General features: G+C 62.7%; 14 protein-coding genes. 2 read left to right on the forward strand and 12 right to left on the reverse strand.

Annotated elements, in window-relative coordinates; all coding sequences use genetic code 11:
* Nucleotides 1-11: 11 nt before the first annotated feature.
* On the reverse strand, nucleotides 12-539 hold the full coding sequence (locus INS93_RS08920) for a YceD family protein (RefSeq protein WP_017677609.1): 528 nt from the start codon (nucleotides 537-539) through the stop codon (nucleotides 12-14).
* A 386-nt stretch (nucleotides 540-925) separates the two neighbouring features.
* Between INS93_RS08920 and INS93_RS08925 the strand changes: the two genes are divergently transcribed.
* Entirely contained in the window at nucleotides 926-1,507 is a 582-nt protein-coding gene (locus INS93_RS08925; protein ID WP_192981106.1) for a Maf family protein, read from the forward strand.
* A 189-nt stretch (nucleotides 1,508-1,696) separates the two neighbouring features.
* On the opposite strand, the gene sppA is transcribed toward INS93_RS08925, so the two are convergent.
* Genes sppA through rluC form a run of 3 tightly spaced genes read right to left on the reverse strand, consistent with a single transcriptional unit; the run spans nucleotide 1,697 to nucleotide 4,305 of the window.
* Nucleotides 1,697-2,674: a signal peptide peptidase SppA gene (sppA, locus tag INS93_RS08930; RefSeq protein ID WP_192981107.1), complete on the reverse strand. Its 978-nt coding sequence runs from the start codon at nucleotides 2,672-2,674 to the stop codon at nucleotides 1,697-1,699.
* On the reverse strand, nucleotides 2,664-3,359 hold the full coding sequence (locus INS93_RS08935) for an HAD-IA family hydrolase (RefSeq protein ID WP_192981108.1): 696 nt from the start codon (nucleotides 3,357-3,359) through the stop codon (nucleotides 2,664-2,666). Before INS93_RS08935 ends, sppA begins: the two co-directional genes overlap by 11 nt.
* Nucleotides 3,352-4,305 carry a 23S rRNA pseudouridine(955/2504/2580) synthase RluC gene (gene rluC / locus INS93_RS08940; RefSeq protein WP_160020354.1) on the reverse strand — a complete coding sequence of 318 codons (954 nt, stop codon included), beginning with the start codon at nucleotides 4,303-4,305 and terminating at the stop codon, nucleotides 3,352-3,354. The genes INS93_RS08935 and rluC overlap by 8 nt, the downstream gene beginning before the upstream one ends.
* Nucleotides 4,306-4,884: 579 nt before the next feature.
* On the opposite strand from rluC, the gene rne reads away from it, so the two are divergent.
* Nucleotides 4,885-7,935, forward strand: coding sequence for a ribonuclease E (rne, locus tag INS93_RS08945; RefSeq protein ID WP_192981110.1), 3,051 nt, complete (start codon nucleotides 4,885-4,887; stop codon nucleotides 7,933-7,935).
* Nucleotides 7,936-8,066: 131 nt separating this feature from the next.
* On the opposite strand, the gene murB is transcribed toward rne, so the two are convergent.
* The 8 genes from murB to INS93_RS08985 form a co-directional block, all read right to left on the reverse strand.
* Nucleotides 8,067-9,086, reverse strand: coding sequence for a UDP-N-acetylmuramate dehydrogenase (murB, locus tag INS93_RS08950; protein ID WP_192981112.1), 1,020 nt, complete (start codon nucleotides 9,084-9,086; stop codon nucleotides 8,067-8,069).
* A complete protein-coding gene (locus tag INS93_RS08955; protein WP_192981114.1) occupies nucleotides 9,083-9,547 on the reverse strand; it encodes a low molecular weight protein-tyrosine-phosphatase in 465 nt (154 codons plus the stop codon). Before INS93_RS08955 ends, murB begins: the two co-directional genes overlap by 4 nt.
* Nucleotides 9,547-10,311 (reverse strand): 3-deoxy-manno-octulosonate cytidylyltransferase, encoded by a 765-nt coding sequence (gene kdsB / locus INS93_RS08960; protein ID WP_160020358.1) that lies wholly within the window; start codon nucleotides 10,309-10,311, stop codon nucleotides 9,547-9,549. The genes INS93_RS08955 and kdsB overlap by 1 nt, the downstream gene beginning before the upstream one ends.
* A complete protein-coding gene (locus tag INS93_RS08965) occupies nucleotides 10,312-10,497 on the reverse strand; it encodes a Trm112 family protein (protein ID WP_013714804.1) in 186 nt (61 codons plus the stop codon).
* Nucleotides 10,498-10,519: 22 nt separating this feature from the next.
* Nucleotides 10,520-11,521 carry a tetraacyldisaccharide 4'-kinase gene (gene lpxK, locus INS93_RS08970; RefSeq protein ID WP_192981116.1) on the reverse strand — a complete coding sequence of 334 codons (1,002 nt, stop codon included), beginning with the start codon at nucleotides 11,519-11,521 and terminating at the stop codon, nucleotides 10,520-10,522.
* Complete coding sequence (locus tag INS93_RS08975; protein WP_160020360.1) at nucleotides 11,522-11,950, reverse strand: ExbD/TolR family protein; 429 nt, start codon at nucleotides 11,948-11,950, stop codon at nucleotides 11,522-11,524. It lies immediately after the preceding gene.
* Nucleotides 11,947-12,579 (reverse strand): MotA/TolQ/ExbB proton channel family protein, encoded by a 633-nt coding sequence (locus INS93_RS08980; RefSeq protein WP_013714801.1) that lies wholly within the window; start codon nucleotides 12,577-12,579, stop codon nucleotides 11,947-11,949. Before INS93_RS08980 ends, INS93_RS08975 begins: the two co-directional genes overlap by 4 nt.
* A gap of 72 nt (nucleotides 12,580-12,651) precedes the next feature.
* Complete coding sequence (locus INS93_RS08985; RefSeq protein ID WP_226945404.1) at nucleotides 12,652-14,877, reverse strand: DNA internalization-related competence protein ComEC/Rec2; 2,226 nt, start codon at nucleotides 14,875-14,877, stop codon at nucleotides 12,652-12,654.
* Between the last annotated feature and the right edge of the window lie 49 nt (nucleotides 14,878-14,926).

Here is a 14,926-nt window from a genome sequence, read left to right on the forward strand (position 1 = left end):
TTCATTAACTCCTAAACGTTTGGGTCACGCTTTAACTGCGCCAATACACTGAACGGGTTGGACCGCGATACCTCGTCCTCGCCTGGCTCGGGCTCATCGAGACCGTCCGGCTGCTGGCAATCACCTGGGGCATGAGCAGGAACGATGGGCAAGGCGAGAAGCAACTCTTCCTCGACCAGACCAAGCAGCTCCAGCGGCTCTTCGCCCACTTCCAGCACGTCGTAGCCCTTAGGCAAGGACTGAGTGTTCGCTCCAACCCGAACCACTGCGTATTCACATTCGCTGCGGATGGGTAGCGCGACCAGCTCCAGACAACGCTGGCAGACCATTTTGACCTCAACCTCGAGCTCACTGCGGATAACCACAGTTTTCTGCTCGTCACGGGCGAAATGAAACTTCGCCTGCACCGCGCCAACCGTATCGGAAAGCGGGTCGCAGAGACGCGGCAGGCTGGCCAGTTCGAGCTGCCCCTCTAGGGTAGCTTCGCGGTCGGCGAGCTTGCGCGGATCAACGTGAGGTGGAATCGGCCCATTCAACATAGGCGCAGCATTCTAGGGATGCACCCCGCCCATGTCAAAGGAAATTCAGCCCGTCTTCAGGGGCACCTCTAAAAACTACCTGCGTTGCCATCGCGGCGTTAAAAACAGACTCACAGCAGAAGGCTGAACGCGCTTTAGCGCGACCCCAAAGGGGTGAGCGAAGCGAATCAAGCGCTCATTTACAGCGCGTAAAGTCGGGCGCGACCCCGGTCGTTTTCGCCTGCTTTTGTGGGGCCGCCATCGGTATTGCGCTGACTGCCTCGGCTCGGGCTTCCTGCTTCGCTCTACCTCCTGCATCCTTACAGTCGTCGCCTACGTTTTTAGAGGCGCCCACAAGTAGCGGCAATCAGTAGAATTTCCCACCCGCCTATATAAAGGAAGAGAACATGCCCGCGCTGCTGCTCGCCTCCAGCTCACCCTACCGTCGCGAGCTGCTCGACCGCCTGCAACTACCCTTTGCCTGGCAATCGCCGAGCATCGACGAAACCCGCCTGCCCGGTGAAGCAGCCATCGACCTAGTCAAGCGCCTGGCCGAAGAAAAGGCCCGCGCCCTCGCCGCCAACCATTCTGAGCATCTGATCATCGGCTCGGACCAGGTCGCCGTACTCGGCGATGGACAAATACTCGGCAAACCCCACGATCTGCCGAGAGCCCAGCAACAGCTGCGCGCCGCCAGCGGCAGCAGCGTCACCTTCCTCACCGGCCTGGCGCTGCTCAACACCAGCAGCGGCAGGTGCCAGGTGGACTGCGTGCCTTTCACCGTGCACTTCCGTCAACTTAGCGACGAGCAAATCTTGCGCTATCTGCAACGCGAGCAACCATTCGACTGCGCCGGCAGCTTCAAATCGGAAGGCCTGGGCATCAGCCTGTTTCGCAGCACCGAAGGCGAAGACGCCACCAGCCTGATCGGCCTGCCGCTGATTCGCCTGGTGGACATGCTGCTGAACGAAGGCGTCGAGATTCCTTGAGAGGGTGTCTACAAAATGGCTGCACTTGGCAATACTGCGTTGAAAACGATCTCGAAATGCTCATTTACAGCACGTAAACTCCGCTTTTTCGATCATTTTCGCCTTGTCTTGCCTTCGTTCGCCTATCTTGTAAACACCCTCTGAGCCCTCAATGAAGAAGGCCCGCTACGCGGGCCTTCTTCATATACATCAGCGTAGTGTCGGCCCCTGAAAGCCCATCCACAGCGCGATGCGATCCGCCACACTGGTACCCAGGCGCTTGGCGAAGCGATCGAATGGCGTATCACGCTGAGTGAAGTCGACCATCTCTTTCTGGCCAATCACCTCACGCGCTACATAGCTGGCACTGCCCAGCGCATCGACCAAACCCAACTGCAGCGCCTGCTCACCGGACCAGACCAACCCCGAGAACAGCTCGGGATGCTCGTCAGCCTTGAGACGCTCACCGCGCCCCTGCTTCACGCTTTCGATGAATTGGCGATGAGTCGTGTCCAGCACCCCTTTCCAGAAGCGGGTTTCCTCTTCCTTCTGCGGCTGGAACGGATCGAGGAACGCCTTGTGCTCGCCCGACGTGTAAACACGGCGCTCCACGCCAAGCTTCTGCATGGTTTCAACAAAGCCGAAACTGGCCGCCGTGACACCAATGGAGCCGACCAGACTGGCCTTGTCGGCGTAGATCTCATCGGCCGCACTGGCGATGTAGTAGGCACCGGAGGCCCCCAGATCACTGATCACCGCATAGACCTTGGTCTGCGGATATTCGCCGCGCAAACGACGGATCTCGTCATAGATGTAGCCGGACTGCACCGGGCTGCCGCCTGGGCTGTTGATGCGCAGGATCACACCCTTGGTATTGGTGTCCTCGAAGGCGGCGCGCAGGCTGCCCACCACCTTGTCGGCACTGGCTTCTTCACGATCAGCGATCATGCCGCGAATTTCGATCAGCGCGGTATGCGCCTCGGTGGTCGAGGCTTTTTTCAGATCAAGCGCAGGCAGCACCAGCGCCAGCGCACCGAACAGATAGATAAAGGTCAGCAGTTTGAAAAAGATACCCCAGCGACGCGAACGACGCTGCTCCTGAACACTGGAAAGCAGTGCCTTTTCCAGCAACTTCCAGCTCTTGGCATCCTCGCCCGACGAAGACGATGATTTCCACTCATCCGACATTCTCACTCACCTCTGCAGGACGCTGCGCATGACGGCCTTCCAGCCATGTACGCAGCTCATTGAATTCATTGATCGCCAAACGCGGCGAGCACTCGCGCAGCACCGACAACGGCTGCGCACCGAAACCTACCGCCACGGCATCCATCCCGGCATTGCGCGCCATCAGCAGGTCGAAGGTCGAGTCCCCCACCATCAGCGCGCGCTCGGGCTGCACCCGGCAATGCGCAAGAATCTCATGCAGCATCAGCGGATCGGGCTTGCTCGCCGTCTCGTCAGCGCAACGGGTGATATCGAAGTAATCCAGCCAACCCTTGTCAGCCAGCACCCGATGCAACCCCTTGCGCCCCTTGCCCGTGGCCACGGCGAGACGATAACCCTGATCACGAAAGACTTCGAGCGACTCGCGCACGCCTTCGAACAGCGGCGACGGCTCGGTTTCCAGCACCAGATACTGCTCGCTGTAGGCGCGCCGGATGGTTTCGATTCGCAGCGGCTCATCGAGTTCCGGGTAAAGCGTGCGAATCGCCACACCCAGCTCCAGACCAATGATGCCGCGTACCGCGACATCGGTGCAGCGCGGCACGCCCGCCACATCGGCAGCACGGTGCATGGCCTCGACGATACGACCGATGGAGTCCACCAGCGTGCCATCCCAATCGAAAATCAGTAGCTGATAATCAGGCACTCAGACGCTCCAGGGTCTTGGCCCACACCTCATCCACCGGCGCCTCGAGCTTCAGCACGCCACCATCGGGCAGCGGCACGTGCAACTCATAGGCATGCAGGAACAGGCGTTTACCGCCCAGCTCGCGAATCTCGCGGGAGAAGTCGTCGTCGCCGTATTTGCTGTCGCCGGCGATACCATGACCCGCATATTGGGCGTGCACACGAATCTGATGGGTACGACCAGTAATCGGCCTTGCTTCGACCAACGTGGCGAACTCACCGAAACGGCGCAGCACGCGAAATACCGTGAGCGCCTCCTTGCCTTCGGGATTCACCTCGACCATACGCTCGCCGGAGCGCAGGTTGCTTTTCAGCAGCGGGGCGGCGATCTGCTTCTTGGCGGTCGCCCAGTGGCCACGCACCAACGCCATATAGCGCTTGTCTACGCCATCGCCGCGCAGCGCTTCGTGCAGGTGGCGCAGCATGCTGCGCTTCTTGGCGATCATCAGCAGGCCGGACGTATCGCGATCGAGGCGGTGCACCAGTTCCAGATCCTTGGCATCGGGACGCAACTGGCGAAACGCCTCGATCACACCGTAATTCAAGCCGCTGCCACCATGCACGGCGATACCGGCCGGCTTGTTCAGCACGATCAGCGCCTTGTCCTCATAAACGATGGCGGCTTCGAGGCGCTGCAGCAGCCCCTGTGCCAGCGGCTCGGGCTCATCGCGCTCGGCCAGGCGCAGCGGCGGCACGCGCACCACGTCACCCGCCTGGAGCTTGTACTCGGGTTTGATCCGCCCCTTGTTAACCCGCACTTCGCCCTTGCGCAGAATGCGGTAAATGAGGGTCTTGGGCACGCCCTTGAGCTGTGTCCTGAGGAAGTTGTCGATGCGTTGGCCGGCGAGTTCCGGTGCAACCTCGATCAGCTGAACGCCGGAGGTTGGAGAGGCAGGAGTAGTCATCGCGCAATCATAACAATTTTTTATGGAATTGAAGCACTTAATCATTGCTGCTATAGTCGCGAACGCCGCCAAAAGCGGCCTGGCTTGCGGATGAATGCCAAACTTGCCATCCCCTGCCCGCGCAAACGTATTTGGACGTGAGGCCGTCCGACGGATTCTTCAGGTTAGAAAGGCCGCTAAAGGCCACGAAGACTTCGGAAATAAAGCCTTGAGTATGATGCGCGATTCGCCCACCGGGCGGTCGCGGTAACTGACAACCGCTGCGGAATCCGCGCGCGGCACCCGATTTTCAGCGATACGTGTAGGGTGGAGATGTACAACTGTCGGACTGCGTAGCTTATCGCTTGATCAAAGACGCCTCATCTCGTCCGCTACCGCCAGTTGATTCCTCTTCCTGACTGAGTGCTTTCTGTCACCACAGCAAGCAGGAGACGTCCGTCGCGACCGCGGCCTGATAATGGCTGACCGTCGCTAGACAGTGGAACGATTTACGACCGTTTCTGACGCGCCTGACACCGACCCTGAGAGTCGTGTGTGCCTAACGTGGCTTCCGCTAGCCCCGGAACCCATTGGTACCACATGAAAAGAATGCTAATTAACGCGACTCAGCCTGAAGAGTTGCGTGTTGCCCTGGTAGATGGCCAAAAACTCTACGATCTGGACATCGAGTCCGGTGCCCGCGAACAGAAAAAGGCCAACATCTACAAAGGCCGCATCACCCGCGTTGAACCCAGCCTCGAAGCCGCTTTCGTCGACTTCGGCTCAGAGCGTCACGGTTTCCTCCCCCTCAAAGAAATTTCCCGCGAATACTTCTCCAAAGCCCCTGAAGGCGGCCGCGTCAACATCAAGGACGTGCTCAAGGAAGGCCAGGAAGTCATCGTCCAGGTCGAGAAGGAAGAACGCGGCAACAAGGGCGCAGCCCTGACTACATTCATCAGCCTGGCCGGTCGTTACCTGGTGCTGATGCCGAACAACCCGCGTGCCGGCGGCATCTCCCGCCGCATCGAAGGTGAAGAGCGCAACGAACTGCGCGAGGCACTCAATGGCCTCAACGCTCCGGCCGACATGGGCCTGATCGTGCGCACCGCCGGCCTGGGTCGCTCCAGCGAAGAAATGCAGTGGGACCTCGATTACCTGCTGCAACTGTGGAGCGCCATCAAGGAAGCCTCCACCAGTCGCCCTGCCCCGTTCCTGATCTATCAGGAATCCAATGTCATCATCCGCGCCATCCGCGACTACCTGCGCCAGGACATAGGTGAAGTGCTGGTCGACAGCGTCGAAGCCCAGGAAGAAGCCCTGTCCTTCATCCAGCAGGTGATGCCGCAATACGCCAGCAAGATCAAGCTGTACGAAGACAGCGTGCCGCTGTTCAACCGCTTCCAGATCGAAAGCCAGATCGAAACCGCCTTCCAACGTGAAGTGAAGCTGCCGTCCGGTGGTTCCATCGTCATCGACCCGACCGAAGCCCTGGTGTCCATCGACATCAACTCGGCGCGCGCCACCAAAGGCAGCGACATCGAGGAAACCGCACTGCAGACCAACCTGGAAGCGGCCGAAGAAATCGCCCGCCAACTGCGTCTGCGTGACATCGGCGGCCTGATCGTCATCGACTTCATCGACATGACCCCGGCCAAGAACCAGCGCGCCGTCGAAGAAAAGGTGCGTGAAGCCCTGGAAGCCGACCGCGCCCGCGTTCAGGTCGGCCGTATCTCGCGCTTCGGTCTGCTGGAAATGTCCCGTCAGCGCCTGCGTCCGTCCCTGGGTGAAACCAGCGGCATCGTCTGCCCACGCTGCAACGGTCAAGGCATCATCCGCGACGTTGAATCCCTGTCGCTGGCCATCCTGCGCCTGATCGAAGAAGAAGCACTGAAGGATCGCACTGCCGAAGTCCGCGCCCAGGTACCAATCCCGGTTGCCGCCTTCCTGCTCAACGAAAAGCGCAACTCGATCACCAAGATCGAACTGCGTACCCGTGCGCGCATCGTGATCCTGCCGAACGACCACCTGGAAACGCCGCACTTCGAAGTGCAACGCCTGCGTGACGATAGCCCGGAAGCCCTGAGCGGCCAGACCAGCTACGAAATCGCCGCCACTGCGGAAACCGAAGAAACCGCTGCCCAGCCAGCCGCCGCCACGCGCACTCTGGTTCGCCAGGAAGCCGCAATCAAGGCTGCGCCGCGCAGCAGTGCCCCAGCCGCTGTCGAGCCGCAGGCACCGCTGGCTCCGACCAAGGCGCCTGAGCCCAGCCTGTTCAAAGGTCTGGTGAAGTCCCTGGTCAGCCTCTTCGCCGGCAAGGAAGAAGAAGCCCAGCCTGCAGTAGTCGAGAAGAAGAGCAACGAGCGTCCGCCACGCGAAGAGCGTCGTAACGGTCGTCAGCAGAGCCGCAACCGTGGCGGTCGCCGCGATGAAGAGCGCAAACCTCGCGAAGAGCGCGCCCCACGTGAAGAGCGTCCGGCCCGTGAACCGCGCGAAGAGCGCCAACCTCGCGAAGAGCGTGCCCCGCGTGAAGAACGCGCTCCGCGCGAGCCACGCGAAGGACAGGAAAATCGCCGTGAGCGCAAGCCGCGCGAAGAACGTGCTCCGCGTGAAGAGCGTGTACGTGAACTGCGTGAACCACTCGATGCCGATGCTGGTAACGAGCAACGCGAAGAGCGTGCCGAGCGCCCGCCGCGTGGTGAACGTCAGGAGCGTCAGCGTCAACCGCGTGAAGAGCGTCAGCCGCGTGCCGAGCAAACCGAGGCCCTGCAGGACGAAGCACTGCCGAACGAAGAGCAGATGCAGGACGACGAACAGGACAGCAACGATGGCGAGCGCCCGCGTCGCCGCTCCCGCGGTCAACGTCGTCGCAGCAATCGTCGCGAACGTCAGCGTGATGCCGATGGCAACCTGATCGAAAGCGCCGAAAACAGCGAAGCGGCCGGTAACGAAGCTCAGGCAGTCACCCCGGTCGCAGTAGCTACTGCCGCCGCAGCGGTTGCAGAAAGCGTCGACAGCAGCGACACCGTGGCCAGCGAGGCTCCGGCCATTGAAGCTCCAGCGGTACAGGTTGAAGCCGCCCCAGCCGCTCAACCCGTCGAGGCGCAAGCCGAGGCTGTAGTGAGCGAAGTGGTCGAAACCGCTCCGGTCGCAGAGAAAGCAGTTGAGGCAGAACCGGCCGTAGTCGAAACACCTGCTGTCGTTGAAGCGCCAGTTGCCGAGCCGCTCGTTCAAGCTGAGCCAGTTGCAGAAGCCGCACAGGAGCCGCTGCCCGCCGTAGAAGCCCCTGTCGCCGAAACCCCTGCCGCAGTGCCGGCCAACGCTACCGGCCGTGCGCCGAACGACCCGCGCGAAGTGCGTCGTCGTCAGCGTGAAGCAGAGCGCCTGGCGCGCGAAGCTGCGCAGGCCGCCGCTGCAGCCCCGGTTGTAGAAGCTGCCCCGGTAGCCGAAGCCGCTCCGATCACTGAAGCAAGCGCTCCGGACGAAGCCGTCGTCGTCGAAACCGCTCCTGCGGTCGAGCCGGTCGCCGAAGCCGAAGCCGAAGCCGAAGCCACCTCGATCGTCAGCGAGCAGAGCGTGAGCGAGACCTTAGAGCAAGCGCAGCCGGAAGAAGAAACACAAGCCGACAAGGAGGAGATCAAGCCTCAGGCTTGATCCTTCTGCAGTAACCAAAAAGGGGATGCCTAGGCATCCCCTTTTTTCATGCACGTGTCCCTGTCACTTCAAACGCGTAGCCCGGATGACATCCGGGAGTGGCAATCCCCGGATTTCATCCGGGTCACACCTCAAAGCACGTTGGGTTCGATTTCCAGCTCTACCCCAAACCTCTCCAGGATATCGCCCTGGATACGCTGAGCCAGGTGCAGCAGTTGCGCCCCCGTGGCGCTGCCATAGTTGACCAGCACCAGCGCCTGCAAACGATGCACACCGGCATCACCCTCACGCACGCCCTTCCACCCTGCCCGCTCGATCAACCAACCCGCGGCCAGCTTGGCCAAACCAGCGCCAGCCGGATAGCTGACCAGATCGGCATGCTCGTCACGAATGCGCTCGGCCAGTTCGAATGGCACCAGCGGATTTTTGAAGAAGCTGCCGGCGTTACCCAGCTCGGCGGGATCCGGCAGTTTTTCGCTGCGAATGGCGCAGATTGCCCGGCTGACGTCGCTCGCGGTGGGCGCTTCCACGCCCATCTCAGCGAGACGTTGGCGCACCGGACCGTAATCCAGACGCAGCGAAGCCAGACGGCTCAGACGAAAGCGCACGCGCAGGATCAGCCAGCGCCCAGCTTCGCGCTTGAACAGGCTGTCGCGGTAGGCGAAGGCGCATTCATCAAGCGCGAAGTCACGCAGCTCGCCGGTCTGCCTATCCAGCGCGGTCAGGCCAGCGAACAGATCCTTGATCTCCACGCCGTAGGCACCGATGTTCTGCATCGGCGCAGCGCCGACGGTGCCGGGAATCAGGCTCAGGTTTTCCAGGCCGTTCAGTCCCTGCGCCAGGCTCCACTGCACGAAAGGATGCCAGGGCTCGCCGGCTTCGGCCTCCACCAGCACCTGCTCGCCGTCGTCCTCGAGGATACGAATGCCACGGCTGGCCATACGCAGCACCAACGCCTCGACATCACGGGTGAGCAGCAGATTGCTGCCACCGCCGATCACCAGCAGCTGCAAGCCATGCTGACTCGCCAGGCTCAACGCCTCGCGTACATCGTCATCATCGTGCGCTTCGGCGAAGTGCCGTGCATGCACATCGACACCGAAGCTGTTGAAGGCTTTGAGCGACATGTCGCTCTGCATATTCAGGCTCACAGGCGCCCCTTGATCTCGATCAGCAACGCGTCACTGGCCTGTTCGATCAGGTCCAGCACCTGTTCGAAGCCATCCTCGCCACCGTAGTAAGGATCAGGTACCTCATCCAGCGCCAGTTCGTAGCGGCGCAAGTACAGATCCAGATCAGCACGGGCATCGACAGGGCGCAATGCCTCGAGGTTGCGCAGGTTGCTCTGGTCCATGGCCAGGATCAGGTCGAAACGCTGGAAATCGGCAGCTTCGACCTGACGCGCACGCTGCGCGGACAGGTCATAACCACGGCGCAGGGCTGCCTGACGCGTGCGACTGTCCGGCGCCTTGCCGACATGCCAGTCGCCGGTTCCGGCGGAGTCCACCTGGACCCGATGGTCCAGACCAGCCGCGCGCAGCTTGTGGCGAAAAACGCCCTCGGCCGTGGGCGAACGGCAGATGTTGCCCAGACAGACAAAAAGAACCTTCATCAGGCCCCCAGCAGGTTGCGCACCCGCTCCAGGTCTTCGGCGGTGTCCACGCCGGCCGCCGGTGCTTCAAGGGCATCAGCGACATGAATACGTACGCCGTTGTACAACGCGCGCAGTTGCTCTAGGCACTCGGTGTCCTCCAGCCAGCACGGGCCCCAGGCGACGAAGTCATGCAGGAAGCCGGCGCGGTAGGCGTAGATGCCGATATGGCGTCGATATGGCACGCCGGCCGGCAGCACGTCGCGACTCCTGGCAAATGCATCGCGCGCCCAGGCCAGCGGAGCCCGGCTGAAGGTCAGGGCCAGGCCATTTTTGTCCGCGACCACCTTGACCACATTGGGGTTGAACAACGCGGTGACGTCCTCGATGGGCTCAGCCAGGGTGGCGATACCGGCCTGCGGGTTGGCCGCCAGGTTGGCCGCCACCTGATCGATGATCACAGGCGGAATCAGCGGCTCATCGCCTTGCACGTTGACCACGATGGCATCGGCAGGCAGGCCAAGCTGGGTGGCCACTTCGGCCAGGCGGTCGGTGCCGGAATTGTGATCCTCGCGGGTCAGCAGCACCTCGGCGCCGAAGGCCTGGCAGGCTTCGACGATGCGTGCATCGTCGGTAGCGACCACCACACGATTGGCAGAGCTTTTCTTCGCCTGCTCCCAGACGTGCTGCACCATGGGCTTACCGGCGATGTCCTGTAGCGGCTTGCCGGGTAGGCGGGTGGAGGCGTAACGGGCAGGGATGACGACGGTGAAGGCTGCGCTCATTTACTTGTCCAGACGCTCGTCGGTGTTCAGGGTGCGGGCTTCGCTTTCCAGCATCACCGGAATGCCGTCGCGAATCGGGTAGGCCACGCCGGCGCCCTTGCTGATCAGTTCGGTCTTGTCTTCGGAAAGCTGCAGCGGGCCTTTGCAGATCGGGCAGGCGAGGATGTCGAGCAGTTTGAGGTCCATGGCGCAGTCCTTGATGGGGTCATCAAGACCCCGGTATGAGGCGGGCCAACTCTTTATCCAGCCAGTCGACGAAAGCCGGTGTGGGCACGGCGTCGACGGCCAGGTACCACCAGTCGGCGGCAGCGAAGGCCCGGCATTTCACCGCATCCTTCTCGGTCATCAGCAGTGGCAGCGGCGGCTCGAAGCTGAGCTGCGCGGCGTCGTACTGGGCATGGTCGGCGAAGGGATGCGGAACCGGGCGCCAGTTTAGCGCTTCGAGGGTATTGAAGAAACGTTGCGGGTTGCCGATACCGGCTACCGCATGCACGGCCTGGCCGGGTGGGAAGTGCTCGAGGCCGAGGCGCTCACCGCTGACCAGATTGACCAGTGCGGTCGGCTGCAAGCGAAAGGCGTAGCCATCGGCGCGGTCCGCCTCAGCACCGTTGAACAGCACAGCATCCACCTCATCCAGACGCTCGGCCGGCTCGCGCAGTGGCCCGGCTGGCAGGCAGCGGCGATTGCCCAGGCCACGCGCGGCGTCGATCAATACCAGCTCCAGATCGCGCGCCAGGCGGTAGTGCTGCAGGCCATCGTCGCAGAGGATCAGATCCAGTGGCTCCTCGGCCAACAGCGCACGCACGGCGCGGCTGCGATCCGGGTCGATCATCAAGGGCACACCCGTACGCTGGACCATCAGCAGCGGTTCGTCACCCGCCTGCGCCGCCGACTGCTCGGCGCGTACCCGCCACGGCAGACTGGGTGGCGTGGCGCCGTAGCCACGGCTGACCACGCCGACCTTGAGGCCACGGGCGCGACAGTGCTCGATCAGAAAGAGAATGAGCGGCGTCTTGCCGGTGCCACCAACCGTGATGTTGCCCACCACCAGCACGGGCACCGGGGCACGGTAGATATCGCCCTCGCCAGCCAGGAAACGCGCGCGCTTGCCCTGCACCACGCGGCGATACAGCCACTCCAGCGGACGCAGCAGCGTCAGCGCCGGGTGGCCGCGATACCAGGCTTGGAGCAAGCGATCGGCAGCGCTCACTCAGGGGGCTTCCTGTGCTTCCACCGTGGTGATGCGCAGGTGCGAGAAGCCCAGCTTGCCGGCCGCATCCATCGCAGTGATCACCGACTGGTGCGGAGTCTTGCCGTCGGCACTGATGATCAGCGGCAGGCTGTTGTCGCCATCGGATTCCTTCTGCAGAGCCGCCATGAGATTGCTCAGGTTGCTCTCCAGCAGTGCCTTGCCATTGACCGAAAACGCGCCGTCGGCGCCAATCAGCACCTCGACCTGCTTGAGCTCGGTCTGCTCGGGCGGCGTGCCACTGGCCGCCTCGGGCAGGTCGACCTTGAGCTGGGTCTCGCGGGTGAAGGTGGTGGTGACCACGAAGAACAGCAGCAGGATGAATACCACGTCGATCAACGAGGCCAGGTTGATCTCGACGTTCTCCCGCGGTTTGCGCCGGAATTTCACGCCTTGCCCTCACCCAGGTCGACGTCGCGATCTCCCTGCACCATTTCCACCAGCTTGATCGCTTCCTGCTCCATGCCGACCACCAGCTCGTCGACGCGACGCTGCAGGTAGCGATGGAAGAACAGCGCCGGGATCGCCACCATCAGGCCGGCTGCAGTGGTGATCAGCGCCTTGGAGATACCACCAGCGAGCATCGGCGCGTTGGCCATGCCCGAGCCCATGAAGGAGCTGAAGATCTCGATCATGCCCAGCACGGTACCGAGCAGACCGAGCAGCGGCGCGATGCCGGCAATGGTGCCGAGGGCATTGAGGTAGCGTTCCAGGTCATGGATGACGCGGGCGGCGGCCTCCTCGATGCACTCCTTCATGATCTCGCGACCATGCTTGGAGTTGGCCAGGCCGGCGGCGAGAATCTGCCCCAGCGGCGAATCCTCGCGCAGCTCCTTGAGCTTCTGGTTGTTGAGTTTCTTGTCCTTGATCCAGCGCCAGACCTGAGCCAGCAGGTTGGCCGGAGTGACGCGGGCGGGCCGCAGGGTCCACAGGCGCTCGGCGACGATGCCGGCAGCAGCGATGGAACAGAGAATGATCGGCAGCATCATCCAGCCGCCAGCTTTGACCAGTTCCCACACGGTAGAGAATCCCCCTCGAAAAAGTGGCGCCACTCTAGCATAGGGTGCCGCCCTCGCCGACCGTCGCTGTTCTCATTTTTCCCGCCAGAAACGTGGTTCGCGTCGCAACCCATGCGGTGCAGCATGCTCACCCAGACGCAAATGCAGGGCGCCATCCAACGCAGTGTCATGGACCTCGACACCGGCTGCCCGATAACGCTCCAGTACCTGCGGGTGAGGATGCCCAAAGGCATTGTGGCGACCGCGGGTGATCAGCGCATGCTGCGGCGCGACAGCATCGATGAAGGCTCGGCTGGATGATGTGCGACTGCCGTGATGAGGCGCCAGCAGCCACTGAGAGGCCAGGGGAAAGTCGGCCTGCATCAGCGCGCGTTCGGCCAGGATGTCGATGTCACCGGTCAACAGCAGGCGCTCGCCACCGGCCTCCACCTGTAGCACGCAGGAGCGCTGATTACCGGAGCTGGCCCGCTGCCACTGCCACAGCCTGAAAGTCACGTCATTCCATTGCCAGCTTTGCCCCGACTGACAAGCCTCAGCGCCAAGCGCCCTGGCCACCCGCATCGGCTCGCCACTGATGACCCGCGCCACCGGCATCCCGGCCTTGATCGCAGCGGCGCCACCGACATGATCATTGTCGGCATGACTGAGCAGCATCAGATCGAGACGCCTGAGGTTCATCGCACGCAAGGAAGGCAGGACAATGCGCTCACCGGTATCGAAATCGCCGAAGCGTGGCCCGGCGTCGTACAGCAGGCTGTGGTCTCGGGTGCGTACCAGCACCGCCAGCCCCTGTCCCACATCCAGCACCCAGACATCGGCACGGCCATCGTCCAGTTGCTGAGTGGGCAACAACAAGGCAGGCAACAACAGCGCAAGGCCGGGTAGACGCAGCGGCACCCCGGCAGGCATCAGGAACAACAAGGCACCTGCGGCTGCCAGTAGCCAGGCCCAGAGCGGCAGGTTGCTGGGCAGCCAGGCAGGTAGCCAACCCGCGACGACACCGAGCAATTCGAATAACAGATGCAGCGCCCCACCGGCCAGCCACAACAACCCCTCCCCAATCACGGGAACGGGCAGCAGCAGAGTGCCCAGCAAGGCCAGGGGCACGACGACCAGCCCCACCCAGGGCACGGCCACCAGGTTGGCCAGTGGCCCGCTGCTGCTGACTGGCAAACCGAGGATCAGCATCATCGGCAACAGACCGATGGCCATGGTCCACTGCGCCCGTGTCAGCCCACGCCACCAACCCCAGGCGCCAAGCCGGCCACCGAATACCAACGCGAGAATCGCCACCGCCGAGAACGACAGCCAGAACCCCGCTTGCAAGGACGCCAGTGGCTCGAGCAGCAGCACTACGTTCAGCGCCAGTAACAATGGCCACCAGGCGCCCAGGTGACGAAAGCGCATGCGCCAGAGCAGCACCAGCGCAACCATCACGCAGGCCCTGCGCACTGGCACCTGAAAGCCCGCCAACATTCCATAGACCAGGGCCCCGCTCACGGCCAGCGCGCAGGCACAGGGCAGCCAGGGCCAGCGCCTTGGCCAGGCACCGACTCTCGCCAACAACGCCACCAGTGCGTAAAGAAAGCCGGCCAGCAGCGCGATATGCTGGCCGGAGATGACCATCAGGTGCACCGTGCCCGTATGCTGCAACAGGCGCCAGTCGCCCGCGCTCAGACCGGATCCATCACCCAGGACCAGAGCGGCAATGGCGCCCTCTCGCTGGAATGCCGGCACAGCCAGCAAATGCTGACGCAGGCTGTCGCGCCAGCTACCCAAACCTGTCGCGGGGGATAACCGCTCGCCAGACTTGATCGTGCCCGTCGCGCCAATGCGCTGGGCCAGCAGCCAGGCCTCGTGATCGAAACTCTGCGGATTGACCAACCCATGCGGGCGCTTCAGGTTGACCACCACCCGCCAGCGCTCGCCGCCCTGCACCGGCGGCCCGCCATGCCAGGCCAGACGCATTTTTTTCGGCAACTCGGCACGCCGTGAGCGCGCTTCCTCGAACTGGAAGCGCACCACACCATCGGACACCTCCGGCAGACCGACCACTCGGCCTTCCAGCCACAGGGTACGGCCATCGAGCTGCGGATCGAGGCGGTCATCCAGTGCCGATTGCGCCGAGCCGCAGGCCCAGGCCAGCCCCAACAAAAAGAACCCCAACGGATAAAAGCGTGAGAACAACAGCGCCAGGCCGACGCAGACCGCCACCAGCAACAACCAGCCCGGCGGCAGGCTGGGCAGAAAGCGCAGCGTCAATAGCCCCAAGGCTAGTGCCAACATCCCTGTTCGCATGGTTTCTCCTTGCTCATCGAGCCAAGGTGCGCGCGTCCAGCGCTCACCT

It is taken from the genome of Pseudomonas sp. EggHat1 (genome assembly GCF_014892995.1).
GTDB classification, from domain to species: domain Bacteria; phylum Pseudomonadota; class Gammaproteobacteria; order Pseudomonadales; family Pseudomonadaceae; genus Aquipseudomonas; species Aquipseudomonas chaetocerotis.

Coding starts and splice junctions, on each gene's coding strand:
- INS93_RS08920 (WP_017677609.1), bottom strand. CDS start 539: ATGTTGAATGGGCCGATTCCACCTCACGTTGATCCGCGCAAGCTCGCC.
- INS93_RS08925 (WP_192981106.1), top strand. CDS start 926: ATGCCCGCGCTGCTGCTCGCCTCCAGCTCACCCTACCGTCGCGAGCTG.
- sppA (WP_192981107.1), bottom strand. CDS start 2,674: ATGTCGGATGAGTGGAAATCATCGTCTTCGTCGGGCGAGGATGCCAAG.
- rluC (WP_160020354.1), bottom strand. CDS start 4,305: ATGACTACTCCTGCCTCTCCAACCTCCGGCGTTCAGCTGATCGAGGTT.
- rne (WP_192981110.1), top strand. CDS start 4,885: ATGAAAAGAATGCTAATTAACGCGACTCAGCCTGAAGAGTTGCGTGTT.
- INS93_RS08955 (WP_192981114.1), bottom strand. CDS start 9,547: ATGAAGGTTCTTTTTGTCTGTCTGGGCAACATCTGCCGTTCGCCCACG.
- kdsB (WP_160020358.1), bottom strand. CDS start 10,311: ATGAGCGCAGCCTTCACCGTCGTCATCCCTGCCCGTTACGCCTCCACC.
- INS93_RS08965 (WP_013714804.1), bottom strand. CDS start 10,497: ATGGACCTCAAACTGCTCGACATCCTCGCCTGCCCGATCTGCAAAGGC.
- INS93_RS08985 (WP_226945404.1), bottom strand. CDS start 14,877: ATGCGAACAGGGATGTTGGCACTAGCCTTGGGGCTATTGACGCTGCGC.